Genomic DNA, 24776 nt, shown 5'->3' on the forward strand with positions numbered 1-24776 from the left:
ACGTACACCCATGACCCGACGTTCGCAGTATCCGGCCGCGCTCAGAGGCCCACAATCAGACACCCGTCCAGAAGCGTTCCGAGAAGTGGGGATGCGAGGTACAACCGCTCTGCGGCGAAATCGGGAGGTGGGGCAGCCATGCCCTGCTTGACCCCGTCGCTGGAAGCGAGCGGGGCGGGCGTGTTCCTCAGCCCTCGCCCGTCCCGCCGCCGCGACTCAGCGCCGCACCGCGCAGGATGTCGTGCTCGGAGACTTCGACCTCGGTGAGGTCGAAGGTCCGCATCGCCTCTAGCAGCAGGATGATGCCCGCGACGATGGCGGGCGCGCGGTCGGGGTGCAGGCCGGTGACGTGGCGGCGCTGGGCCAGCGTCATGGCGGCGAGTCGGGAGAGCAGCATCTCGGCTTGTGCTCTGAGGAGCCGGAAGCCGTGGACCCGGGCGGGGTCGTAGGGGTCGAGCTCCTGGAGGATCGCGGCGCAGGAGGTGGCGGTGCCGGCGACGGCGATGCCGGTGCGCGTGCGCGCGCGCTCGGTCGCCGGGACGGCTGAGGTGAAGATCTCGGCCGCCTCGGCTTGGAGGAGCTGGAGCTCCTCGGAGCGTGGCGGGTCGGAGCGCAGGAAGCGCTCGGTCTGGCGGACGACGCCGGCCTGGGTGGAGACGTGGAAGTCGACGGCGGCGCCGTGGCCGATGACGAGCTCGGTCGAGCCGCCGCCGACGTCGATGACGACGCGGGGTTTGTTGTCGGTGGCGGTGCGGTCGCTGGTGGCGCCGAGGTAGGTGAGCTGGGCCTCCTCGTCGCCGGTGATCGTCCTGGCGTTGATGGCGTAGCGCTCGTTGACGGTGGCGGTGAAGGTCGCGCCGTTGCGGGCGTCGCGGACGGCGGAGGTGAGGACGCCGGTGGTGGCGTCGACGTTGTTGTCGTCGATGAGCTTCTTGTAGGTGTCGAGGGCGGCGTAGACGCGTGTGATGGCCTCGGGGTGGAGCTCGCCGGTGTGGTCGACGCCCTGGCCGAGACGGGTGATGGTGGTGCGGCGCTCTAGTTCGGTTATCCGTTGGTCGTTGACGTCTGCGATGAGCAGGCGGGTCGAGTTGGTCCCGATGTCGACGACGGCGACGCGCATGTGTGCGGGCGAGGCTACTTCGGGGGCGCCGGTGCGGGCGCGGGGTGGGGGAGCGGGTCGCCGGCGAGGCCCGCGAGCAGGTTGTCGACGGCCATGTGCGCCATGCGGTTGCGGGCGGTGTGGGTGGCAGACCCGATGTGGGGAACGACGAGCAGGTTGGGCGCGGAGAGCAGCGGGTCGTCGGCAGGCAGCGGCTCGGGGTCGGTGACGTCGAGCGCGGCGGCGGCGAGGCGGCCGTCTCGGAGGGCGGCGGCGAGGGCTATTTGGTCGACCAGTCCGCCGCGGCCGGTGTTGACGAGGATCGCGCCGGGCTTGATCGCGTTGAGTGCTGCGTCGTCGATCAGGTGACGGGTCAGGGATGTGAGGGGCGTGTGGAGGGAGACGAAGTCGGCTTGTTGAAGGGCTTGATGCAGGTCGTCGTCGCGGCCGATCGAGATGATGGACATGTCGAAGCCTCGCGCTCGGCGCGCGACCGCCTGGCCGATGCGGCCGCTGCCGCCGACGATCACGAGCGTCGCGCCGTGGACGTCGGCGCCGAGCCAGCCCTGGGGCTCGAAGGTCCGCCAGCGGCCTTGGCGGACGGCGGCCTCCGCTGGTGCGAGTCGTCGCGCGGCAGCGAGCAGGAGGGCGAAGGCGAGGTCGGCCGTGGCGTCGGTGAGGACGTCGGGGGTGACGCCGACGGGAATGCCGCGCTTGTTGGTGGCCTCGATGTCGATGTTGTCGAAGCCGACGGCGTAGTTGGCAATGACCTTGAGTTGGGGCGCGGCGTCGAGGAGGGCGGTGTCGACGCGCTCGGTGAGCATCGCGAGGAGGCCTTCGGCGTGGGCGAGGCGGTCACGGAGCTCGGTGGGGTGAGGCGGCAGGTTGCCGGACCAGAGGTCGACATCGTGGCCGGCGGCGGTGAGTCGGTGCAGCGCGTCGCCGGTCAGTGCGCGGGAGACGAAGACGTGGGCCATCGGTGCTGTGATCCTGCCAGGCTGCACGGCAATGTTCGTGGGCACGGCACGCACGGGGGATTCGGAAGCGCCCGAGATCGTCCCGAGCGACCATTGCGTTGCGCGGTACCGCGAGCGCATGCCGATCCGGGTGCCGGGCCTGGAGGAAGTGGTTCGCGCGCTGTTGGGGACGTTGGAGGATGCTGACATCACGCGTTGGCCGCCGGGCTGGGTGGTGTCTGATCGGCCGGCGGCGCTGTGGGCGTTGTCTGGTGATCTGGCCTTTCCGCTAGCCCCGACCGGCACGCCTGGCCGCTGGCTGGCGGTCACCTGTTTGCGCCGCGGGCGCGACCGCGCGTAAGCCCGCCGACATCGTTCGGAGACGACCGATCCGCTACACTTCTTCGTCCGCCGCGGGGTGGAGCAGTCTGGTAGCTCGTCGGGCTCATAACCCGAAGGTCGCAGGTTCGAATCCTGCCCCCGCTACTACGAAGACCCCCTCTCGCCAGGGGGTTTTCGTGCTTAACGGAACGGTGGCGCGGGCGGGCGTGGTCTCGTTTTGGGACTTAGTTGGTGGTGGAAACGCTATCCGGGTGGGAGCGGGCGGCGGTGGGCTATCTGTCGGCCATCTCGGCCATGTGCTCGATCATCGCGACGAGTTCGCGGATGAGGTCGAGGTCGTCGAGCAGCTCTTGCCATTGCTCGGTGGTGTGGGGGCGGGCTTCGGGCATCCACCAGTCGATGGCCTCTTTGCCGAGTTGGATGAGCGTCTCGGCGGGGAGGTCGCCGCTGTCGAAGCCGTCGAGGTCGTGGACGGCGTTGCAGATGGCGTCGATGTTCTGCGGCACGGTCACGGTCTTGCAGGCGTTGACCACGCGCCACTCGGCTGCGACGCGCACCTTGGCTCGCAGATGCTCGGGGATCGCGGCGTCGGGGCTCAGGGACGGGGTAGCGTCTTTCTTGCTCATGGGAGTCCTGCTCCTTTGGGCCATGCCCCCGGCGGTTGCCTCCGCGCGGGGGCGCTTGATTTTGTGTCCTCCTAAGGAGAGGGGCTGGCGGCCGCGTTCTCGCCACCTGTGCGTTCTCTGCCGGACGTCGTCGCTGATCGGGCGGCGGCGGCCATGGTGGAGCGTGACCGCCGGCGGCGAGACGCGACCTGAGCTACTGCGGCCGAGCGCCGTGCACATCGAGCCCTCGCTCGATCCGCTTGACGAGCGCGGCCAGCTCGGCGTGCAGCTCGTGCGCGCGGTCCAACGCCTCCAGCAGCTGCTGCTCGTCGGCCGAGCCCTCCCGCACGCGGTGGGCGCGATAACGATCGACCTCGCGCGTGACGAGGTCGCCCAGCGCGATCGAGACAGAGCTGTTGCGGGTGGCCGCCCGGAAGTCGGTCCACACGTCGTCGCTGACCTTCACCCGCGCCTGGTGATCTCTCGTCGTCGGCGTTGGGGGAACGGATCTGCGTCGGCTTCGTCTTTCCATGCACCTCAGTCGATGAAGTCGCCAAAGACCCCTCGGGCACGTACACGCGTCGACGCTGCATTACCAATGCAAGTGTGTGCCTGTCCGGGCGGCTAGTACACAGACGGCGTCGGTGCCGCTCCGGAGCGATGAGCGCGCAGTCGAGAGGCGGCTGCGCGACATAGGAGCAGGGCGATCGTAAAACCGGCTGGAGACGCGTGACGAACAGCTAGACCTCAGGCCCGCCCGAACTGGTGCGCTGGCGGATTGCGCGAATCGAGTGCTGGCGGTCCGCGCGGAGAGCAGATTCTTCGTCACGCGCTGGCACGGCTCGGGAGATGCCGTGGAGCGGGGTTGACGGGACCGCCTGATGCCGTTTTTCCTTCTTGGTGCGCCTTTCCGCGCCGAGCTTGGTGCGGCGGATCCCGTGCGGAGTGGCAACGGGCCCCGAGACTTCGCGGAACTGGGGTTCCGTGCCTCGGAGCAGGCGTGGGCACCGATCGTCGACCCCTCGAGCAACAACGGCCGAGGCCTGGTCGATACTCAAGAGGTGCGGCCAACGTATGAGGAAGAGCTTGACTCGCTTGAGGCGACCTACACCGGCATACGGGAGTGGGATGCCGCGCAACTCCGATCGGCCCTGGGCCGCCTCGCTTCTGGGCCTGCCGCGTTCGCAGCCTCGGGAGGCATGTTGTGCGTTGCCGTCATCGCAGCACAGCTTCATGAGCGATACGCGTTGCAGCCAGGGACCGCGTTGACGCCACTCGGTCTCATGGCGCGCCCAGCGTTGCCTGATTCCGGGGCGATGCTATTCACGTCCAGCGCTAAGCACCCCGATGCGCTGGAGGTTATGCGTCGTCTCGGCCGTTCGGGGATGCGCCCTGCGGTTGTCATGACGCACCGCAATCCCAGCGACGTAGCGCTCCCAGAGGCCAAGGTAATCGGGCTTCCGCCCCTGACCCTCCGAGAGGGCTTTCTGGCCGTCAACAGCGTCATGAGCATGGCGAGCGCGATGGTCCGGGGCTACGCCGGCGAGGTGCTGCCGGTAACTCTCGCGGAGGCTGAAGCAGATCCGTGGCCGACTGCCGTCGATCGCCTCCTAGTGCTGTTTCCGCCGAGCCTCGCCGCAGTGGCGACCGATCTAGAAACTCGCGTCTCGGAATTGGGGTTGGCAGCCGTCCAGCTCGCCGACTACCGAAACTTTGCCCATGGGCGGCACACGGGACTAGATCGAACGTTGGACCGCACGACCATCGTGGCGCTCAGTGACAAGGAGTCCCGGCCCCTGGCGGACGCGACACTGAAGGCGTTGCCAGACCAGGCCTCGATCGTCCGCTGGAACTCGCAGGCGGCTTGGCCCACAAGTGCGCTCGAGTTGCTCCAGGTGTCCCTGCGCGCCAGCGGCAAGCTCGGTGCCGCTCAGAACGTGTCGATGGCGCGTCCCAAAGTGCCGCTGTTCGGTCGGCGTCTGTACCGCCTCCCTCTGCGAAAGCGCATCCCTGACGTCTTGAATGGTTCGGTCGACCGTAAGCTCGACGCCGCCGGGGGAGCGCTCATCGGTGACGAGCTGCGAAACCGCTACGAGACCGCATTCGACGCCTGGAAGAAGTCCGTTGCGGAGGTCCGATTTCACGGCCTAGTAGTGGACTACGACGGAACGGTATGCACAACCGAGGGCCGCTTCTTCCCGCCGGAGCCTTTGATCGCAGAGCAGATGAATCGTTTGCTAGGTGAAGGGCTGTCCCTTGGCTTCGCCAGTGGCCGTGGACCTTCGCTCCACCGAGACTTGCGTGAGGTGATTGACACTGCGCACTGGAGCAAGGTCCAGCTCGGCCTTTATAACGGCGGATATCTCACGACGCTTGCTGACGAGCTTGAGGACCTCACTGAGCCGAATGGTTTGATCGAGGAGGCAGTGGCGCGGATTGAAACGCTCCCTGTTGCCGCGGCCCTCAGGCGAGTGCCACGACGTGTGCAGCTCACGCTCGAACCAGCTGACGGCGCACGTGTCAATCCGTCGAAGCTTGCGGCCGTTGTGCAGGAGGTCTTGGCGCGGGATCCGCCGGTACCCGTCAGGGTCGTGCGGTCAGGCCACTCTCTAGACATTGTCCCGGCGTCAACCACCAAGGTGGCGGTGAGGGATCGCCTCACGGCACTGACGTACGGCGAGATCCTGGCAGTCGGTGACCAGGGACAGGTCGGCGGGAACGACTTCGAACTGCTCGCAGCGTCTCCGTGGACGGTGTCGGTCGAGCGCTGCTCCGCCGATCCGACCCGCTGTTGGTACGTAGGAGACGGATCGGACTCGGGTCCACGGCTCCTCGTGCGGTATCTCAGGTCGCTGGTGAAGCGCCGGAGCGGGTTCGCGTTTAGGGTCGGCGGTCTCTCATGAGAGCAGAACTGGCACAGCGGCTGTTGAACGAAGTCATGGGCTGGACGGACGACGACTCCTTCCGACAATACGTACCGGATTTGCAGGCCCTTGCCGAGGCCAAGTATGACGAGTACGGCAACTACGGCCCTGGCAGCAAATTCATCGAGAACCTGGCCGGCTGGCTCAACCAGTTTCCGGAGGTTCGTAGAACCGTTGCGCTGGATTTTGTGATGGCGCGGCTGGTGTTCGTCTCCGAGACTGAGATGCGTCATCTCGTCGATCTAGTGCCGAACTCGATTATTGATCGCGTGCTTCGCAGCCGTGTCGCTGAAGCGCACGAGATTCCGGCCTACAGAGTCGCCGAGATTGAGGGGAACCGGGATTTCGTCACCCTGCGCCGTCGAAGCCTCGTTCTAGGTGCATCCGACGGCGCACGGTTGGATCACCTGCGTAGAGCATCTGGCCTTTCACACGAGCAGTTCCTGCAGACGCCGGCACCGTCGGCGGAGCAGATCAAGAAGCTCGTCGAGAAGATGGCGAAGGCCGAAGTCCTAGAGGACAGCGACCACAGATTTGAGCACGTGTTTCTCGTAGACGACTTCTCTGGCAGCGGGAAAACGTTGCTGCGCAAGTCCGACAAGGCCGGCGAATTCGAAGGCAAGGTCGCGGGCTTGAGACAAGCGCTGGATGTCGCCGCTGCAGAAGGCTTGGTCGCGCCGGACGTGCCAGGGACCGTCGTGCTCTATTGCGCCAGTGAGCAGGCGCAAGAGCAGATTGCTGGGTGCCTGACCGAGATGGGAGCCACCGGATGGACGGTCGATACGGTTCAGCTGTTTCCGCATTCGCTTCGTGTGACCGAGACTGACCCTGCGATGGAGCTGCTCTGTCGCGACTTCTTCGACTCGAAAAGCATCGACAGCGATAAGGGAGAAGTCCCCATCGGTTACTCCGAGTGCGCGCTGCCCGTCGTCTTGTCGCACAACGCGCCAAACAACTCGGTTTGCCTGCTTTGGCTGGATACCCGTGATCAAGAAGGCAGCGACAATCGGCGGGCGTTGTTTCCGCGATATGAGCGTCACCATCCGGACCGCCGATGAGCTCGCATCGAAACCCGTTCCGGTCGCGGACATCTGAGCAGGAGTCCTCTCAGGGCCTAAGGCGCTTCTTGAAGACCTTCGGCGTGGGTGCGCTTGATCTACTTCCAGACAATGCCTGGGACCGTCCAGCCCTAATCCAAAGCGCTCCCGGGGCCGGGAAGACCTCGCTGCTTCGCATGTTTAGTGCGGAGGCCCTTCGCGAGGTCGTCACCCATCCCAACGACTTCGAGCACATCTACGAGCGCCTGGCAGAGCTGGAGATCGTCCACGACAACAGGGCTGCTGTACTTGGAGTGCGACTGCCGCTCAAACGCGACTACGCGTTGATCGACGACCTGGATCTTGAAGAGGACGCGCGGGCCCGCGTGTTCTTCCGCCTCTTGGATGCGAAGATCGTGCGCGCTGTCGTTGATGCGCTTCAAAGCGCGCTCCCTGGCGTCGATCTCGCCTCGGTGCGGTGGGAGCCTTCGAGCAGCAACGCCGATGCCCTGGCAAACCTCGGTGGTCCTGAGGCGATCAACCTCGCCGCGTGGTCGCGGGAAGCCCAACAAAAGCTCCTTGCTCAACTGGATTCGGTCCTCCCGCCATCGCCACGCGACCTTGCCGGCCATGGGCACCACGTGCCGTACGCGATACATGCGCTCAGCGGGGCGTCGTTCAGCGTGGACGGCATCGACCTCGGCGTACGGCCGCTGCTCATGTTTGACGATGCTCAGGACATCGGCCTCTACCGCCGAAAGCGCTTGCTGGACTCGCTCGCAGACCGCGATCTGCAACTTCATCGCTGGATCGCTGAGCGCTATCAAGCTCTCAGCGCCGACGAACTAATTGGCGACGGCGAAATCGACCGTGCCTACACCGTTGTTCATATTGAGGCCGAGGCGCGGCGACTTCGCCCGGGAGGCTCTCGGCGCCACTCCGGCCGGAAGACCCGAGGCTTCGAGCGTTTGCTGGCCGAAATATCGGATCGGCGTGCAGCGCAGACGTTGCATGTCGCCGCCGAGGAGGAGCGTGACTTCAGTGAGCTCCTCGATGATGAGATCGAAGAAACCGATACACGTACACAGGCGACGAACCAGGAACTCAACGATCGCCTAGCTGGCCTGGCCGCCGGCAACGAGCGATACGCGGATTGGATTTCGTGGGCGCACTCACGAGGCGGCTACCAGGGTGCGGTCGAGCGCCGCGTCATCGAGATCCTGATCAGGCGCGACGCTGGCCGCAAACAGGACACGCTGTTCACCGTACCCCTGACCCGTGATGATTTGCGGGGCCGCTGGGACGCCGATCTCGCCGAGGCGGCCGCGCTCTTCTTGCGGGATGAATTCGGCCTTCCGTTTTACTTCGGAACCTCTCGGCTTACAAAGCTGGCAACGGAGAACATCGATCAGCACTTGGTGCTGAACGGAGCCCTGTTCGACGAGGTTCTGACGCGGATTACCCTCAACAGGTCGCTCGCGATCGAGCCTTATCGCCAAGACCGGATCGTCCGTCGCGTGAGCGACCAGTTCTGGCGGGACATCCCGCCAAGACTGCCAAAAGGCCGTGAGATCCAACATCTGCTGCTCAACATTGCGGGCCTATGTCGGCGCGACACGTACCGGCCGACAGCGCCGTATCCGCCCGGCGCAACAGCGACTGCGATTTCGATGCGTGATCGGCAGCGGTTGATCGACCCCGCTTGGAGAGCCAGCATCGAGGGTGCGGATGATCTGTACCACGCCCTCGCCGGCGCGGTCGGCCACAATCTTCTGCGCACTGAGCTCGACTACTCGGTAAAGGGCGATCGTTGGATGGTCCTTTACCTAAACCGATTGCTGTGTGTACGGTTCGGGCTGCCACTCGGTTACGGCGGCCTGCGCGAACGGCCGGTCGAGGAGCTCTGCCGATGGATGACGCTCGACCGTCCAGCCGAGGAAGAGTTGGTGGCCCCCGTACTGCAGGAGAAGCTTCCGCTATGAGACTTCGCTGGGCATCCGGATACTCGGCCCGCGGATCCGACGAAGTCGCCGCGTTGTGGCGCGACCGCCAGATTGGAAGAGCGTTGGTGATCGTGGGGGCCGGGTTCGATCCGAGAACAGCAGTTGCCTACGAGGTCATCAGTCAGGCAGCTCAGGTCCCGGTGGACATTCTGCGATGCGAGTTGCCGATGCCGACTTTGCCTGAGACCTCCGATCTCGCTCGCGCCAATCGGACGCGCGTCGAAGCGGCGGCGGCCAAGGCCGGAGCGAACATCATTGACCACGATCCCGTCCAGATGAGCGGAATGTCGATCGCGCGGTCAATCCTGGCCGCTCATGGCATCGTCGACTACGACGAAATCGTCGTGGATGTGTCGGCTATGCCCCGCGCTGTGTACTTCCCGCTGATCCGCGGCTTGATAGAGCTCTCAGACAGCAACAAAGCTGCGCGCCAGCTGCATGTCGTCGCGACCGACAATCCTCGCGTCGACCAGCTGGTTGTAGGTGAGGGGGCGGAAGCGCCTCGCGCGCTGCCAGGTTTCGCCGATATCGAAGAGGACAACGCCGCAACACGTATTTGGGTACCGGTCCTAGGAGAAGGCGAGGCCGCGCGCCTCGAGATTCTGTACGAAGACCTGCGAGCCGCCGAGATTTGTCCGGTGTTGCCGTTTCCGGCGGCGAACCCGCGCCGAGCCGACGATCTGCTCAAGGAGTATCGAACTTGGTTGATCGAGACCGAGCGAGTTGAGCTGCGCAACATCATTTACGCGCATGAGTCGAACCCCTACGATCTCTACGCGACCGTAAGCAAGCTAAACGCGGACTACCGGGAGGCGCTGAAGCCCCTTGTGGGCGACACAAAGATGGTCCTTTCCGCCCACGCATCGAAGCTACTCTCGGTCGGCGTGCTTCTCACGGCGTTCGAACAACGACTCGAAGTGCGTCACGCAAGCCCCAGCAGGTACGGGATCAGGGACGTCGCGGCGCTTCCGGGACTCGAGCAGCACGACTTTGTCGTCGACCTCTGGTTGACTGGGGATCCGTATGGGTGATTCGCGCGTCCTTGTCAGCGCCGGCTATATGCCGCTCGACGTGATCGACGACGGAACTGCCACGTGGCGGCGCGCAGGAGGGACCGCCGGGAACGTCGCGGCTATGTTGGCTTTCCTCGGATGGCACACCAAGCCGGCTGGGCGGCTGGGCGACGATGTCGCCGGCCAGGCGCTCGTAAGTGACCTAAGAGGCGCTGGAGTCGACACCTCGTTGCTGCAGGTCGACGCTGGTGCGGCGACGAACCGGCTAGTGCATGAGATCAGGCGCGGCGAACACCGTTATCGATTTACGTGTCCACGTTGCGGGCAACCGCTGCCGCGAAGTAGACCTCTCCGCCTCGATCAGGTTGAGCCGATCGTCGCGGCGGTGCCGAATCCGGACGTCTACTTCTTCGATCGGGCCAATCCTGGGACCGTGCTGCTAGCCGAGCGTTACGCAGCGCGAGGGACGACCGTTGTTTTCGAGCCGTCGACACCTGCGAACGCCACGCTGATTCAGCGTGCGATGCGCGCTGCGACGATCGTCAAGGGGAGCCACGAACATGGTCCCGAATTGGTCGAGCACTATGAGAGCGGCCAAGACGGTCAACTACGCATCATCACCCAGGGAGCGGCTGGTGCGCGCTTCCGGTTAGGAACGGGTCGCTGGCATCACGTAGGGGTGTTCGCAGTCGACGTGGTCGACGCAGCGGGTGCTGGCGACTGGACGACGTCGGGGATGTTGGACAGCCTCATCGGAAAGCGGTCGCTGGCTGCGAGTGACGTAGGCGAGGCAGTTATGTACGGCCATGCACTAGCGGCGCTCAATTGCGCGCTGCCCGGTGCTCGCGGGCTTGCCGAGTCGAGAGACGCTACTACGGTGGCGAAACTCGTCCGTGCGCTGCAAGAAGGGGATGAAGTTGAGCCTCTAAGCGCGCCGCCGATGGTTTCGTCGACCGTGGCTCACGATCTGTGCGACTGGTGTCTTCTTCACGTTGATCACGTGGTGCCAGACCGATTAACGGCGAGTCGATGAGCGGAGCGATTCAGATGCTGGTCGGCGGACCCGGTAAGGGCGGCTCGTAACCGGCTCGTCGTCAACGGCCGGCGTGGCGCCACCGCACCTTCGAACGCCAGCTCAGACAAGCGCAGGCGACGGCGGCCGAGGCGATCGACTCTGCGCCCAGTCCGATCTCGGGCAGCGCGCAGGTTCTTGCTGCCGCTTCTCCTTCCGCCTGAAGGGAGGGGCGGCTTCATGCAGCGCACGACGCTAGGGGGCCGATATCCCCATTGTCTCCCGGAATCTCTCCCACCTTTCGGGACCCCATTCCGGGACATGCACCCTGCACGCCTCGCCCTTAAACGCCGGAAGCCCGGAAGCCCGGAAGCCCGGCGATTTGCAGGCTTCCGGGTAAGCGGCTGAAGAGACTCGAACTCTCTACCTTCTGCATGGCAAGCACACCGGGGCTGCAAGACAGCAGTCTGCTCGCGGATCTGGAGCCGCCGAGATGCCGCGCTTCCTCCAGGGCTTCAAGAGTCCCGTTCAGTCCCGCCCGCGAGCTTCGGCGGGCCCGCTACTTGTCCAATGGCAAAGTCTCGTCGCCGCGGGGCTTTAGAAGATGGTGCGGCGCATCGCGACCATGCGACCTCTCGGATGTCAGGCGTGGGGTCAACCATCAAGTTAAACCCGGTCTTCGTTGAAGTCGGGGATCGGGGCCCTCGCGAACGCCCGCTCCATCATCTGCCGCTCCTCCGCGCTCGGCGCGTAGTCGGCGTAGATCAGCGTGGTCTTGTAGTCCCGATGACCCATCCACTCCTGCCGCGTCCGCAGCGGCACGCCTGACGCGGCGGCCTGGGTGCCGAACGTGTGGCGCAGGTCGTGGAAGCGCACGGGCCGCACACCAGCCGACGCCAACGCCTTCTTGAAGCGCTTGCGCAGCTTCGATGCGTCAAGGACGGACCCCAACTCCGGGTGAGCAAAGACCAGGTCGTCGTCGGCCTGGAACTGCGATGACTTGAAGAGACGGTCCAGCGCTCCGGCGGTCCGCGCGATCATCGGCACGGCGCGGCTGGAGCGGCGTGACTTGGGTGCACCCCAGTGTCCTCGGGTGTAGTTGCGGCGGACTCGGATGACGCCTGCGGTCCAGTCGATGTCGCGCCAGCGCAAGGCCACCAACTCGCCCTGCCGCAGCCCGCACGTGGCGGCGACGAGGAAGAGTGGGTAGTCGACTTGACTGAACTCGGGATGGTCGACCGCGCGTAGCAGGGCTTCGAGTTCCTCGTGGGTGAGGAAGCGGATGTCCGGGTCGCTCTCGGGCTCGCGCGGCCGGTCGACGGCGGCGACCGGATTGGCGGTCGCCCAGCCCTTCTTCATCGCGTGTCGGAAGATGCCGTGCAGGAACGTGAGCTGCTTGCCGACCGTCTTGCTCTTCAGACCCTCGCGCTGCTTGGCGATGAGGTAGTCGGCGACGAGCTGGGTGTCGATGCGTTGCAGCGATCGCCCGGAGAAGAACGGGGCGAGGTGCTTGTGCAACATGATGGTGTAGTCCTGGAGCGTGGTCGGTCGGCGGTGCATGACCTGGTCGAGGTGGACGAGATAGCGCTCCCCGGCGGTCTTCAGGTCGATGCGCTCACCCATCGGGACGACGCGGACCTCGGCGTCGATGAGCTTCTGCAACGCGCGCTCGGCACCGGTCTTCGTCAAGCCGGTGGACTCGCCCACGCGGCGCTTCACACCGAGCTTGCGCTTGACCTGACGCCCCGCGACGTAGAACCGGCCGTAGTAGATCTCCCGGCCGTACTTGTCGGTCCGCGTCTCCAGCGAGCCGGTGCCGTGGGCCCGGCGGGGGCCGGCACTCATCGCGCCGGCCCCCGCTCGTGGTCCTCGATCCACCGCTCGACGGCGCTCGTCCGAAAGCGGCGGTACCGGCCGAGGCGGACGTGGGGGAAACGGCCGGCGCGCGTCTCGGCGTAGACCCAGCTCGGGTCGACCTCCAACAGCTCGGCGACCTGCTGCGCGGTCATCAGCTTCTTCATCGCCGACGATTCGGACTCGTATCGGTTGGGCTGATCAGACATGGTGCTCCTCAGTCGACGAGGGCGCCCAACACCCCTCGCGACACCTGCTCACTTCACGGCTCGATCGTGGTCTCGACATGACGAGATCTCCTCTCTCGTGAGACCACACCCGCCGCGCCAGAGCGGGCTACTAGCCTTTCAAGGCCTATAACAGCTCGCTCATAACCCGAAGGTCGCAGGTTCGAATCCTGCCCCCGCTATGTCGCCGGCGGTGACGAGCAAGTCGCCGCCACTCGCGTTGAAGGCCTCCTTTTGGAGGCCTTTCGTGTTCTCGAAGGCGCTGGCGATGGCCTCGGTGATCGAGGCGCTGATCTCGATGCTGCCGGTCGACTTGTCGTACTCGATCCGGAGTCCGAAGGCCTCGAAGGTCTGGCGCTGGATCGCTGGCGGCGCCTTGCGCAACTGCTTGCCGAGGTCGGGGCAGTCGCGCGAGCCTGGCGGCGATGTCGGCCTGGTCGTTGGCGACCTCGTCGGGTCCGAGCGCTTCGAGGTCGGCATGTGCGGCGTCGCGGTCGACGCGTAGTTCCGATCCGGCGCCGACGATCTCGGATTATGTCGCTGCGGGAGCTTAGCGGAGGGCAGCGGAACGGTGAGGCTCGCCGGGCCTTTACCCAATTTGGCAACTCGCGCGCCCCGGCTTGCAGGCAGGCGTCGAGCTGGCGTGTGGCCGGCGGCGTATGAGTGAGCGAGGCGTCACGGGGCGGCGGTCACCGTCGTATAGAGCCAGCGGAATTCTGCACGACCAACGCCGCTGACCGTCGAGTACGGCCGCCACCGCATGTGATAGCGGCCGGTCAGCTCGACCGCCTCGGGCAACGGCGGCTTTGTGTTCTGCCACCATGTCGCGCTGCTGCCCCACCCGAGCCTGCCGGCGAGCTCGACGCCTTCGTGAAAGCTGAACTCCGTGTCGGCGGCCGGGCCGCCCACGCGCGGACCCCAGAGCTGCGAGACGTTCGTCAAGAGGACCGCAGCTCCGACGTCGGCGGTGCCGGCGGTCACCAGGCGCTCCAGGCGGACGAGGTCCCAGATGTAGTTGAAGCGCATCCGGTCTTCAGCGCCCTGAGTCCGCAGAATGAACGGCTCACCATCAAGCTCGGCGTCGAGCCGGGCGACCGGGTACTTCAGCTCCACGGCAACCGCGGTCTTGCCGACGGTGAGCAGGAGGTCGAGTCGCTCGTTGCTCTCGGCGGATCGGCGGCGTTCGAGGCGGATATGCGCGTCCGGGTGCGCGCGGTGAGCCTCCCAGGCGAACGCGTGCTGGAAGTCGGCCTCTGAGTGAAACAGCGGCCGTGCCGTCCTGAGCGCGGCGACAACGCGCTCAACTAGGTCGGTCGCGAAGTCGGCCTCGGCGCTCACAGCTTGGGCTTCTCCCCACGCAGCCGCGTGAGTATCTGCAGCATGCGGTAGGCCGGCTCGCTCGTAGCTGACGGGCTCTGGCGGGCGTACTCGACGAGCTCGCCGAGGCGGCGCGTGTACTCCTCGTTGATGACGAACTCCAGCGAGCGCCCCTCGCCGTTCCACTCGGTGCAGAGCTCGTCGAACATGGTCGTCGTGGCACCCTTGGCCACGACTGGGCTCCACCATTGATACCGGTGTTGCTCATCGGGGAACGTGACCGCGGCGAACTCCCGCAGCCGTGCCAGCTTGTCGCGAAGCCGGAGCGTCGTCTTAGTGTTGAACCCCTGGATATGCGTCGTCGCCTCGCAGAGGAATACCTCGCGCGTGCTGCCCGGCTGGCTCGGTTTGAGGGCGACCACGTCGACCTCGCCCTGCTGGTCTACGAGGAAGCTGTTGTAGAGGACAATGGGGCAGCCCTCCACGTAGCGCATGTACGCGCCGACCAGGCTCTCGCCAATGTCGCTCGTGCTCATCGCTGAGACCCTAGAAGGGAGACAGGACTGCGCCGGGCTCGGGTTCCTCGTCCAGCTTCTGCGGAGACCTCTCGCGCAGCGTGGCGCCTTAAACGCAGCGGCAGGTCAACTCGACTCGAAAAGCTGCTGGAGATGGTCCTTGGTGGCCACTTCCCCAACCTTGTCACGGACCTCGATGTCGTCGAGGCGTAGCGTCTTGTAAGTGCCGCCGACCTTCGTGATGAGGCGGATACGGCCGAACTGGTCGCCGTGGTCGTTGGCGAAGCGCGCGAGTCCCCTCGCCTTGGCGACGCTGTCGGAGTACGCCAGGGCATGCGGTTCGAGGATGTCGCAGACAAGTCCATCGCCCTGGCGGCGGAACACGAGGAAGTCAGGGTACATCGGCTTGTACTCGTTGCCGGCTTCATACGGCACCGTGAAGGACCACGGCTTGCGTGGGTCATTGCGCAGCCACGCCACCGCGTTGTTGTCGTCTAGGGCGTCCTTGAGCGCTGCTTTCTCCCAGTCGTTGAGCGAGCAGGCGTGGGTGCCGTCCTCCTTGACGTACATGTGGCGGTCGAGCTTGGTGTTGCCGTCCTTGTCGCCGTCAATGGCCGGCGGGAGCTCCCACGGTTCGGCTTCGGGCTTGGCCGCCTGGCGTCGGATGTGGGCGTAGCGCTGGCGACGCTCGTCGGGCAGGTCGCGAATGGCAACCTTGAACTTTTCCAGCTCGTGCTTGAGCAGCTCGGCGGCTCGGCGCTCGGTAGCCTTGACGACGTCGAAGTCCTGGAGTAGGGCGTACAGTTCTAGCTTGATGCCACCCACGGGTGGAGCATCGTTGGCCGCTGCGCGCGCCTTCAAGTAGGCGGTGTTCAGACCACCTCCAAGTTTGCGGCCGGCCTCGGCAAACGCGTGCTCGATGTTCGCCGCGACGGCCGGAATCTGAGCGCTGGCCACCGATTGCGTCTCGGTGGTGCCGTAGGCGATGGTGACCACCCGGACGTCGATGTTCTCCGCGTCGGCCAAGCGTTCTGCGAACTCCTCAGAGTTGGCGACCTTCTGCCGTTCTGTTACCAGCGTCGCCACCAGCTCGTCGGTGTACATCGCCCCGGCGTCCTCGTCGAGCTTGTCCCAGGCGAGTAGCCGGCCGAGCTTCAGCAACCGGCGGATGTTGCTCTGCTTGGAGACCTTCTCGACGCGGCAGTTCGGGAGCGTCTCGGCTGCCGCGAACGCCTCGGCGACTGCATCGTTGCGCTTGAGCTCAACAAGGTTCTCCCCGCGCTGGACCTTGATGCCGAAGCTGACGTCCGGGTCTGGTTCGGTCAGGTACTTGATGACCGACTCCAGCGCATCCTCGTCGTAGTAAGGCAGGTACAAGCACACCGAGTTCAGGAAGTCCGACCCGCTGACCGTCCGCGCCAGTGGGGTCCGGACCATGCGCCCGACCAACTGGGCGATGTGGGTCTCGTCGACGGCCTTTCGGAAGCTCATCATCACCTCGGCGCGCGGGCAGTCCCAGCCGGTGGTGAGCGCGCGCTTGAAGAACACGACACGCAAGTCGGTGTCTTCCTGGATGTCGGCCGGCGCCACGTAGCGGATGCGGCGGTCCCCGGCCAGCACCGGCGTGCCCTCCTGGAAAGCGTGCCCCACCCCCGCATCGCTCAGCGGTCCGAGCACATCCTCAGCCAGCTGGAGGCATTCCGACAGGTTCGTCTTCGTGACGCTGTTGGCGCCCGCGTCCTCGACCTGTACGACGAGTACCGGTTGTACTGACGGTGCCTGTTCCTTGCCGGAGTATTCCTCCCACTCCTCGGAGTAGCGCTTGAGCTGCTCTGCGGAGGTCCTCAGCAGCGAGAAGTCCGCGTGCTGTTTCTCGCCAGGGTGATAGAGAGTGATGGCGCTCTTGAGTAGACCCGACGCGCGAACTGCCTCCGGGTCTACATTCACAACCGGCAGGTTGGTGCGCTCCGTTCCGGCGAGCAGATTTGTGAAGCGCTCAGGTGTCGCGCTGATGCCGAGGATGAGCGGCATCAGCGGTATCTCGCCCTCGGAGCCCTTGATGAACTTCTGAACGATGGTGCGGGCCGTGTCGCGCTCATCGGCGCTCTCCGCCATGCCTTTGTGGGCCTCGTCGAGGATGACCCAGAAGCTCCTCGGGCGCTGGGCCGCGGTGTTCGCGATGGTGTCCCATATGGTGTAGGTCCGGTGCTCGCCTCGCTGAACGAGGTTGGCCCCGCGCCGGAGCTTGCCAGTGTTCAGGAAGTAGAGGTTGCCGGCGTCGAAGGTCTCCGCATGGAAGCCGGCGTCGATGGTGACCAGCTGGTAGCCCTTGAACGTCGTCGAGCTCGTCTCGAACTTGCGGCGCGTTTGCACGTTGAGCTCCGGCTGGTCGGTAATCCACAGGAACGCCGCGTCGGGGTCCGGGTCGTGGTCCCCATCTCCTTCCACGATGAGTTCCATGAGCGCGGCGGCCATGACTGTCTTGCCTGAGCCCGTGGGGGCCGAGAGCACGAGGGATTGCGGCCCATAGTCCTCGACGTCGCTGCTTGCCTTGTCAGCGAGCTGACGGAGGCGCAGCACCGCCTCCTCTTGGAAGTCCTTTAAGGTCAGCTTCACGAGCTCGGCACAGCCCGGATTCGGAAGTTGCGCAGGTAATCGCGGTAGAGCATGTGGGTCACGTAGCCGGGGCCCGCGGCCTCCGCCATCTCCGCGTATGCGTCCTCGGAGTCGGTCACGAAAAACAGATGCTCGACCCCGTCGGTCTTGGTGAGTTTGGCGATGAAGTCACGGACCAGGAGCGCTTCGAATAGCACAGCGTAGCCAGCGTCGGGCACAACTGCCCATGGCTTCTGGGGGTCCACGGCGGTGCGCCCCGCACGACCGCCGGCGATGAGCCACAGCAGGGGATGGATGGCAGCGAACGCACGTCCGAGCTCGATGTCGTCGGGGTTGAGATAGTCGAGGCGGAAGAACTCGACGTTTTCCTCGAAGCCCGTGTCGTGCGACCGCCCGTCGAGGTAAGTACCGGGAACGGGGGTGTCGTCGGCCCGCGTGCCCTTGACGGCGGCCTCAAGGCGAGGCCGCGTCACGTTCTCAAAGATGCCCTCAGCCTCGTACTCAGGCGAGCCGGGGTAATGGCCGGCCTTGACCAGCTCCCGTGCCCGCTTGGCCTCGACCTCGTTATTGGTCACCAGCAGGCACTGACGCCGCCCGTCGTCTTCGGCGTTGAGGAGCAGCGTCGCGTGAAGTGTTGTGCCACTCCCGGCGAAGAAGTCGATGATGCGCGCGTCCTTCTTCTGGCCGACGACGGCCGCGAGCGTGTCGCGCACGGCATACACCGATTTCGGGAAGTCGAAGTGACGCCCACCTAGGAACTGGCCGAGCAGGTCGGAACCGTAGGCGCCCGCATCGTGGCGGCTGCGATGCCAAACCGTCTTGATGCGGCGGGTTGGCTCGGACGCATAGCGCAGCTCGACGACGTTGCGGGTTTCGTCGTACGCGACGACCTCGATGCGCCCGTCGGCTACCTGCTCGCGCAGCGACTTGTAGAGGTACTGCATCGCCCACGTCTTGCGCTGCTTGTCATAGCCGCCGAGTCGCACGTAACCCTTCGTGGCGAAGTTCCGCAGCGTGTCCGGTCCGATGTACCAGCGTCCCCAGGTGCCGTCCTTGCGAACAGGCCAGACAGCCACGTGCCCCTCCACCTTCGCGTCGAGGTTGGGCACTGGCCATGTCTGCGGCGCCGAATTTTCGTCCTCGGGCAGCAGGGGGCCGCCCGCGCCCACGACCGCGCCCCGATCGGGATCAATGAAGACGGGATAGAACATGCTCGGGCGGTCCTGACGGCGGTGGTCCTCGCCGGAGTGGAGCAAGCCCTGCCAGCGCGGAGGCTTGCCCGCGAGCATTAGATCCTCCTCGCCCTTCGTCTTCAGCGGGGTGAGGAGGTCGTCGCCGCGTCCCTCCATCACCGAACCCGCGGGGAAGCAGACCATCGCGTACTCCTCCACGCGAGACAGGCCGCCCTGCGGGCGCGTGACGCCCTTCGGATTATTGACGATGGTCACCATCTGGCGCTCATAGTCGGAGAACAGCTGCTCCAGCAGGACGCCGAGGTGATGGACCTCGTGCTCGTCGATGGTGACGACCAGCACGCCTTCTTTGTTGAGCAGCCGCTTGGCCAGCTTCAGACGCTTCTCCATGAAGGACAGCCATTTGGAACTTCGGTAGCGGTCGTTCTTGTCGACGAAGCGGTTGTTGTACTTCCAGTCCGGGTCGCCGGTGTTGTACGGCGGGTCGATGTAGATGAGGTCGACGCGATTCTCCCAGCAGTGGAGGAGGACCTGGAGCGAGTGGTAGTTCTCGCCGTTGATGACCGAGTGGTATGGCCGGTCGCCGCCGCGCTCGGCGGCACCGAGCGGCGTCAAGGTCGGATATACGCTCTCGCCGAAGGTCTTGACGACGAACAGGTCGCCGATGTCGGCCTCGTGCTCCTCGCCAGTTTCATCGACGTAAACGACCTTCTCCCCAGACTGGCCGATGACCCGCAGCTCCTCCTGGTCGTCCCCCTTATCGCGGAAGCGGACCTGGTCGCCCTTCTGGACGCCAGCAGTGGACGGCAGCACGACGTTCTCTGGAAGGTGCCGCTCGAAGACGAGCCCGAAGTCGAGCCGCTGCTTGAGCGCTCGCACCTCGTGTGCCAGCGCCACGCGCAGCGCATCGTCCGGGACGTTGGCGATGAGGTCTTCGAGGCGAGCCATCAGCTGTCAGCCGCACCGACTGAAACGGTGCTGGCATCGGCGGAGCCTATTGGCAAGCGCGGTCTGACGCGGCGGCGCCCCTCTACACCGATATGCACCGTTGCACGCCGCCATGGCAACCACCAGCGCCCCCAATGAGTGCGCATCACCGGGCCTGTGTGCACCCCAACGACGTCTCTCCGTCAAGCCTCGGACCTGTGCGCCGACCATCGCGCATGACCTTTCGAGCTGGACCTTGCTGGCAGGTGAATGACGTTGCGGGCGCGGGCGACGACTAGGTCGTTCAATGCGACCGCGCCAGTCGGCACGTGGCTCTCAACGGTCGGTAGCGTCGCCTCGACGAGCTCCCGTGCGAGCTCGTTGATGAGGCCAATGCGGGCTGGTCGGTTCAGTTTGGGGAAGACCTACAACTCGGCCATCCCGATCCGTCGCAGGTTGTCCGTGCCGATCAGACGTTCGAGTGGTTGGCCACATCCGAGTCGACGGGCTCCAGCCCGGCCGTGACAGTCGCTTTTGGCAGCTGCTTACGTGGTCAGATCTACTGAGCTACCACCGCACGGAGCTCTGCGCGAGCACCACCGCAGCCTGAGACACATCCGAGACGGTCTCCACCCCCTCGCGCGTCCATGGTGGAGACGATGCCCTCTCCCCGCCGTCTCGTCGTCACCGCTCTCCTCGCCCTCGCCACCCTGATCGCCACCACCGCGACGGCGGCGGCCGGTCCGCTCGACCTCGATCCGAGCTTCGGTCCGACCGGCAGCGGCGGCGCCATCACCACGGGCGACGCCGCCGGTGGCCGGTGGGCGGCGCTGCACGTCTACCCCGATGGATCGTTCCTCGCGGCCGGGGAAGTCGGCAACGACCGCACGGCCGTCACCAAGCGCACCGCCGACGGCGCCCCCGACACCAGCTTCGCCGCCGACCAGCCGATCCCCGGCACGATCGCCTTCGGTGGCGGCCAAGGCGCTGTCATCCCGACCGACGTCCTGGTGCTCGCAGACGGCCGCATCCTCGTCGCCGCCACCGCGCTCACCGCCACCGCCGGCACGTCGCCCGGCATCGTCGTCGCGCGCCTCGCCGCCAACGGCCACCTCGACCCCAGCTTCGGCACCAACGGCATCGCGACGGTCACGACAGCGGCCGGCGGCGTCCGCCTCGGCCACATGGCACTGCAGTCGACCGGCGCGATCATCCTCGTCGGCACGCACCCCATCACCAGCAGCGCCGGCGTCGTCGCGCGGCTGACCGCCGACGGCGCGACGGACGGCACCTTCGCCGGCGGCGGCCAGATCCCCGTCACCATCGGTGGCGCTGCGACGCGCCTCGACGACGTCGCCATCGACGCCTCCGACCGCCTCGTCCTCACCGGCTGGCGCGCGACCGGCGGCGCCTCCATCAAGGGCCAACTCGTCCTCACCCGCTACAGCGCGGCCGGTGTCCTCAACTCGGCCTACGGCACCGGCGGCACCTCCGGCTACGTCACCACCAACCTCAACGGCGCGTCGCCGGCGACCTACGACGTGGAAGGCCGGCGGATCCACCTCTCCGCCGACGGCCACGCGACCGTCGCCGCCACGGTCACCGGTGCCGGCGCCAACCACCTCCTCGGCCTCGCGCGTCTCACCCCTAACGGTGCGTTGGACCCGAGCTTCGGCACCGCGGGCACCGCCACCCAGGACGTCAGCCCCTCGCACATCACCGATGTCGCGGACCTCGCCGTCTCGCCCACCGACGGCGCCCTCACGCTGGCCGGGCGGATGACGGTCGGCTCGACCCAGCAGGTCGCCATCGCCGGTTTCCACGCCGACGGCACGCCCGACACCGCGCTGAAGCCCGGCCACACGCCGACCACCAACGCCACCAACATCACGATCGGCGACGATGGCGACGACGAGGCCTACGCGATCGCGCTCACGCCCGGCGGCGCGACCACCGCGCTGATCGCCGGCCGTGTCACCAACACCCCGCGCGACACCGGTTTCCTTGCCCGCATCGGCGGCACCTCCACGCCGCCGAGCCCCGCGTTCACCACCACCTACGACCACACGCGCCCCGACCGCCCGATCCGTCCGGGCCAACTCGTCACCTTCGACGCGACGGCATCGCAGGACCCCGATGGTGCCATCACCACCTACGCCTGGGACCTCGACGGCGACGGCCAGACCGACCACAACGGCCCGACCGTCACCACCACCTACAACAACCCCGGCACGCAGACCGTCCTGCTCAAGGTCACCGACGACGACAACCTGACCGCGACGACCGGCGCCGCGCTCACCGTCGCCGCCAACCACGCGCCCGGCGTCGCCATCATCGAGCCGCCGACGCAGCCCCAGGCCGGCAAGGCCTTCACCTTGAACGCCTTTGCCGGGGACTCCGACGGCGCGGTTGCCTCTTACGCCTGGGACCTCGACGGCAACGGCAGCTATGAGACCAGCACCGGCGCCGACCCGCACGTCACCACCAAGTACGACACCGCCGGCCAGCACCTGCTGAGCGTCCGCGTGACCGACGACGAGGGCCTCTCCGCCACCAACGCCGACAACTTGAAGGTCGGCGAGGGCCCCTGCGTCGAGAACCCGGCGATCAAGATCGAGAAGGCGGTCTTCATCACGCAGGGCACGGCGCAGGCCGGGGCCGGCTGCTTTCACGCCGTCACCGTCGACAAGGACGGCATCCGCACCGTCACCTACACCACCGACGGCCACTTCCGCCTCAACGGCCTGGAGGTCGACACCCTCCTGACGTCCAAGGCCGTCCTGACCTGGAAGCGCAAGCTCGTCGCCGTGCCGAACAAGAACACGTCCGCCCCGGGCGAGACGACGCAGGCGACGCTGACGGCCGCCAACGTCAAGGTCACCGGCACCTACAAGAACACCGACTTCGCCTTCATCGACGGCAAGATCGTCTGGGATCTCAAGGGCGACACGATCGGCGGCTTCAAGCTCGACGCCAACGCCGGCATCGGCGGCCTCCCGCTGAAGGTTGCCGGTGAGCCCACGCTCGCAAGCAACGGCACCTCGACGCTCGACATCCTCCCCGGCACGCCGCCCGAGCTGCTGGGCAAGACGCCAAGCGCGCCGATGCACGCCACGTTCGGCCCGGCAGCCAGCGCCGCCGACCTCGCCCCGTTCTCCTACACCGTGGACGAGATCCCGCTCGGCGTCATCACCCTCGGCCCGGTCACCATCACCTACAAGGGCGACGGCAACTGGGCGATCTCGGCCAAGGCGAGCATGGCGGTCCCGGTGCCGACCACGCTCACCGGCAAGCTCGAGCTCGCCAAGGGCAAGGTCAAGATGGTGGACCTGCAGTTCGACGGCGCGATCACGGTCGGCCCGCTGCTGATCACCCACGTCGGCCTGACGATCGATTTCGGCCCCAAGGTCACGGCCAACGAGAACTGCGTCAAGCACGTCGGCCTCGAGGACGTCACGCCGTACGCCTCCTGGGATCTGCTCGACAAGCTCCTGCCCGGTTACAAGGACTACATCCTGGCCCACGACGGGCCCAACCAGATCCTGTTCCACCAGCTGTTCAAGGACTACAAGACGCCGACCTTCGCGCTCTGCGGCTCGATCGGCCTCAGCGTCGCCAAGCTCGTCGAGGCGCGCTTCGGCTTCGGCTTCGCCCGCTACCCGAACCCACTTCCGAACGTCCTGTTCTTCCACGGCGAGGGCACGCTGATCGAGCTCATCAAGGCGACGATCGACGCCGAGATCACCACCGAGGGCTACGTCCACGTCAACGCCGCGGTCAAGGGTGGCTACCCGACCAGCGACCCCTGGATCGGCTGGGACCTCGGCCTCGACTTCGAGTACTTCAAGCAGCAGTTCAACGCCCAGGCGTGGGCGCGGATCACGGTCGTCCCGCTGGACTTCACCGCCGGGGCCGAGCTGCTGGCCTCCAACAAGGGCATCGTCGGCTGCCTCACGATCGACACGGTCTTTGGCGACTGGCACCCGGGTGGCGGCGCCAAGTGGGGCCACGGACCAAAGTTGTACTTCTTCGGTTGTGATGTCAATGACTACAAGGTGGTCATCCAGCACGCGCTGTCGGGCGACCTCGTCATCGGGCCGCCCGTCCACGGGATGAAGGCCCAGACGGCGCGCGTGCGCGTGCTTCCGACCACCGGCCGCGGCAATGAGGCCACGCTGGTCCGTTACACCGGCAAGAGCGCGCCGACCGCCCGCGCCGCCCAGGCCACACCCGACGCCATCGACATCCCCGCCGGCCTGCCGGGCACGGTCATGGGCTTCAAGGGAGCCGGCGCCCCGCCGCACGTGATCCTCCACGGGCCGAAGGGCGAGACGATCGACACCGGCATCGGCAACGCGCCGGTCCAGACGCCCGGCGTCGCCGCGCTGAAGAACCCGACGACGGGCATCACCGAGGTCGTCATCGCCAAGCCGTCGGGCGGTCGCTGGACGGTCGAGGTCGCGCCTGACTCCTCTCGCCTGGTCGAGGCGCTCCAGGCCAACGGCACCGTCCCGGCCAAGATCACCGGCGCGGTCAGCGGCTCCGGTCCGCGCCGCAGCCTGAAGTACAAGGTCAGCGGCCTGGCCGCCGGCCAGCACGTCGACTTCGCCGAGGTCGGGGCCGCGGCGGGCAGCATCATCGGCCGCGTCACCAAGGACGGCACCGGCACCCTGTCCTTCACCCCCGGCGAGGGCGCCGCGGGCAGGCGCGACGTCCAGGTGATCATCACCAACATCGACGGCTTCGTCAGCGACCGTCGCAAGCTCGGCACCTACACGGCGCCCTCGCCGCCGCGCCCCGCCGCCGCTCGCAAGCTCACGCTGCGCCGCAGTGGCGCCGCGCTGATCCTGAGCTGGCCGCGCGACAAGCTGGCCGTCAAAACGCAGGTCGACATCCGCACCTCGACCGGGCTGAATCTCACGCGGATTGTCAAGAAGGCGTCGAGCACGCGCATCCGCGCCCCGCGCGCCGGCACGACGCTCAAGGTGACAATCACCGGCACGTCCCACACCGGCGTCTTGGGCAAGGCGGGGCACTTCACGCGCAAGCTCCCGAAGGCCAAGGCCAAGAAGAAGGTCGCCCACCGCCGTTGAGCGCCGGACCACCCCGCCGACCGCCGGGTCTCCCGGGGGCTAC

Annotated in this window: 18 protein-coding genes and 1 tRNA gene; 8 read left to right on the forward strand and 11 right to left on the reverse strand. The window is 66.4% G+C overall.

Going from position 1 to position 24776, the window contains the following annotated elements:
* Positions 1-187: 187 nt before the first annotated feature.
* Both VGO10_RS00115 and VGO10_RS00120 read right to left on the reverse strand, forming a co-directional pair.
* A complete protein-coding gene (locus tag VGO10_RS00115; protein WP_327464042.1) occupies positions 188-1120 on the reverse strand; it encodes a Ppx/GppA phosphatase family protein in 933 nt (310 codons plus the stop codon).
* A gap of 14 nt (positions 1121-1134) precedes the next feature.
* A complete protein-coding gene (locus VGO10_RS00120; RefSeq protein ID WP_327464043.1) occupies positions 1135-2076 on the reverse strand; it encodes a D-glycerate dehydrogenase in 942 nt (313 codons plus the stop codon).
* A 118-nt stretch (positions 2077-2194) separates the two neighbouring features.
* On the opposite strand from VGO10_RS00120, the gene VGO10_RS00125 reads away from it, so the two are divergent.
* Both VGO10_RS00125 and VGO10_RS00130 read left to right on the forward strand, forming a co-directional pair.
* Complete coding sequence (locus tag VGO10_RS00125; RefSeq protein WP_327464044.1) at positions 2195-2416, forward strand: hypothetical protein; 222 nt, start codon at positions 2195-2197, stop codon at positions 2414-2416.
* 51 nt (positions 2417-2467) lie between these two features.
* A tRNA-Met gene (locus VGO10_RS00130) sits at positions 2468-2541 on the forward strand.
* A gap of 128 nt (positions 2542-2669) precedes the next feature.
* Here VGO10_RS00130 and VGO10_RS00135 read toward each other — a convergent pair.
* Together VGO10_RS00135 and VGO10_RS00140 are read right to left on the reverse strand one after the other, a co-directional pair.
* Positions 2670-3023: a hypothetical protein gene (locus VGO10_RS00135; RefSeq protein ID WP_327464045.1), complete on the reverse strand. Its 354-nt coding sequence runs from the start codon at positions 3021-3023 to the stop codon at positions 2670-2672.
* Between the two features lie 193 nt (positions 3024-3216).
* On the reverse strand, positions 3217-3468 hold the full coding sequence (locus tag VGO10_RS00140) for a hypothetical protein (protein WP_327464046.1): 252 nt from the start codon (positions 3466-3468) through the stop codon (positions 3217-3219).
* A 937-nt stretch (positions 3469-4405) separates the two neighbouring features.
* On the opposite strand from VGO10_RS00140, the gene VGO10_RS00145 reads away from it, so the two are divergent.
* From VGO10_RS00145 to VGO10_RS00165, 5 genes are all read left to right on the forward strand, one after another.
* On the forward strand, positions 4406-5905 hold the full coding sequence (locus VGO10_RS00145; RefSeq protein WP_327464047.1) for a hypothetical protein: 1500 nt from the start codon (positions 4406-4408) through the stop codon (positions 5903-5905).
* A complete protein-coding gene (locus VGO10_RS00150) occupies positions 5902-6984 on the forward strand; it encodes a phosphoribosyltransferase-like protein (RefSeq protein ID WP_327464048.1) in 1083 nt (360 codons plus the stop codon). The genes VGO10_RS00145 and VGO10_RS00150 overlap by 4 nt, the downstream gene beginning before the upstream one ends.
* A gap of 68 nt (positions 6985-7052) precedes the next feature.
* Positions 7053-8945, forward strand: coding sequence for a hypothetical protein (locus VGO10_RS00155; RefSeq protein WP_327464049.1), 1893 nt, complete (start codon positions 7053-7055; stop codon positions 8943-8945).
* On the forward strand, positions 8942-9997 hold the full coding sequence (locus VGO10_RS00160) for a hypothetical protein (protein WP_327464050.1): 1056 nt from the start codon (positions 8942-8944) through the stop codon (positions 9995-9997). Before VGO10_RS00155 ends, VGO10_RS00160 begins: the two co-directional genes overlap by 4 nt.
* A 28-nt stretch (positions 9998-10025) precedes the next feature.
* Positions 10026-11012 (forward strand): carbohydrate kinase family protein, encoded by a 987-nt coding sequence (locus VGO10_RS00165; RefSeq protein ID WP_327464074.1) that lies wholly within the window; start codon positions 10026-10028, stop codon positions 11010-11012.
* A gap of 645 nt (positions 11013-11657) precedes the next feature.
* On the opposite strand, the gene VGO10_RS00170 is transcribed toward VGO10_RS00165, so the two are convergent.
* The 7 genes from VGO10_RS00170 to VGO10_RS00200 form a co-directional block, all read right to left on the reverse strand.
* A complete protein-coding gene (locus VGO10_RS00170) occupies positions 11658-12836 on the reverse strand; it encodes a site-specific integrase (RefSeq protein ID WP_327464051.1) in 1179 nt (392 codons plus the stop codon).
* Positions 12833-13054 (reverse strand): helix-turn-helix domain-containing protein, encoded by a 222-nt coding sequence (locus tag VGO10_RS00175; RefSeq protein WP_327464052.1) that lies wholly within the window; start codon positions 13052-13054, stop codon positions 12833-12835. Before VGO10_RS00175 ends, VGO10_RS00170 begins: the two co-directional genes overlap by 4 nt.
* Positions 13055-13213: 159 nt before the next feature.
* Positions 13214-13456 carry a hypothetical protein gene (locus VGO10_RS00180; protein WP_327464053.1) on the reverse strand — a complete coding sequence of 81 codons (243 nt, stop codon included), beginning with the start codon at positions 13454-13456 and terminating at the stop codon, positions 13214-13216.
* Positions 13457-13747: 291 nt separating this feature from the next.
* The gene (locus VGO10_RS00185) at positions 13748-14410 is read right to left on the reverse strand and encodes a hypothetical protein (RefSeq protein WP_327464054.1); all 663 of its coding nucleotides are present in this window, start codon (positions 14408-14410) and stop codon (positions 13748-13750) included.
* Complete coding sequence (locus VGO10_RS00190; RefSeq protein ID WP_327464055.1) at positions 14407-14925, reverse strand: hypothetical protein; 519 nt, start codon at positions 14923-14925, stop codon at positions 14407-14409. Before VGO10_RS00190 ends, VGO10_RS00185 begins: the two co-directional genes overlap by 4 nt.
* Positions 14926-15030: 105 nt before the next feature.
* A complete protein-coding gene (locus VGO10_RS00195) occupies positions 15031-17520 on the reverse strand; it encodes a DEAD/DEAH box helicase (protein ID WP_327464056.1) in 2490 nt (829 codons plus the stop codon).
* Positions 17517-19610, reverse strand: a complete 2094-nt coding sequence (locus VGO10_RS00200; RefSeq protein WP_327464057.1) for a DNA methyltransferase — start codon at positions 19608-19610, stop codon at positions 17517-17519. The genes VGO10_RS00195 and VGO10_RS00200 overlap by 4 nt, the downstream gene beginning before the upstream one ends.
* A gap of 689 nt (positions 19611-20299) precedes the next feature.
* Between VGO10_RS00200 and VGO10_RS00205 the strand changes: the two genes are divergently transcribed.
* The gene (locus tag VGO10_RS00205; protein WP_327464058.1) at positions 20300-24733 is read left to right on the forward strand and encodes a PKD domain-containing protein; all 4434 of its coding nucleotides are present in this window, start codon (positions 20300-20302) and stop codon (positions 24731-24733) included.
* Positions 24734-24776: the final 43 nt, after the last annotated feature.

This window comes from Baekduia sp. (assembly GCF_035996765.1).
Taxonomy (GTDB): Bacteria; Actinomycetota; Thermoleophilia; order Solirubrobacterales; family Solirubrobacteraceae; genus Baekduia.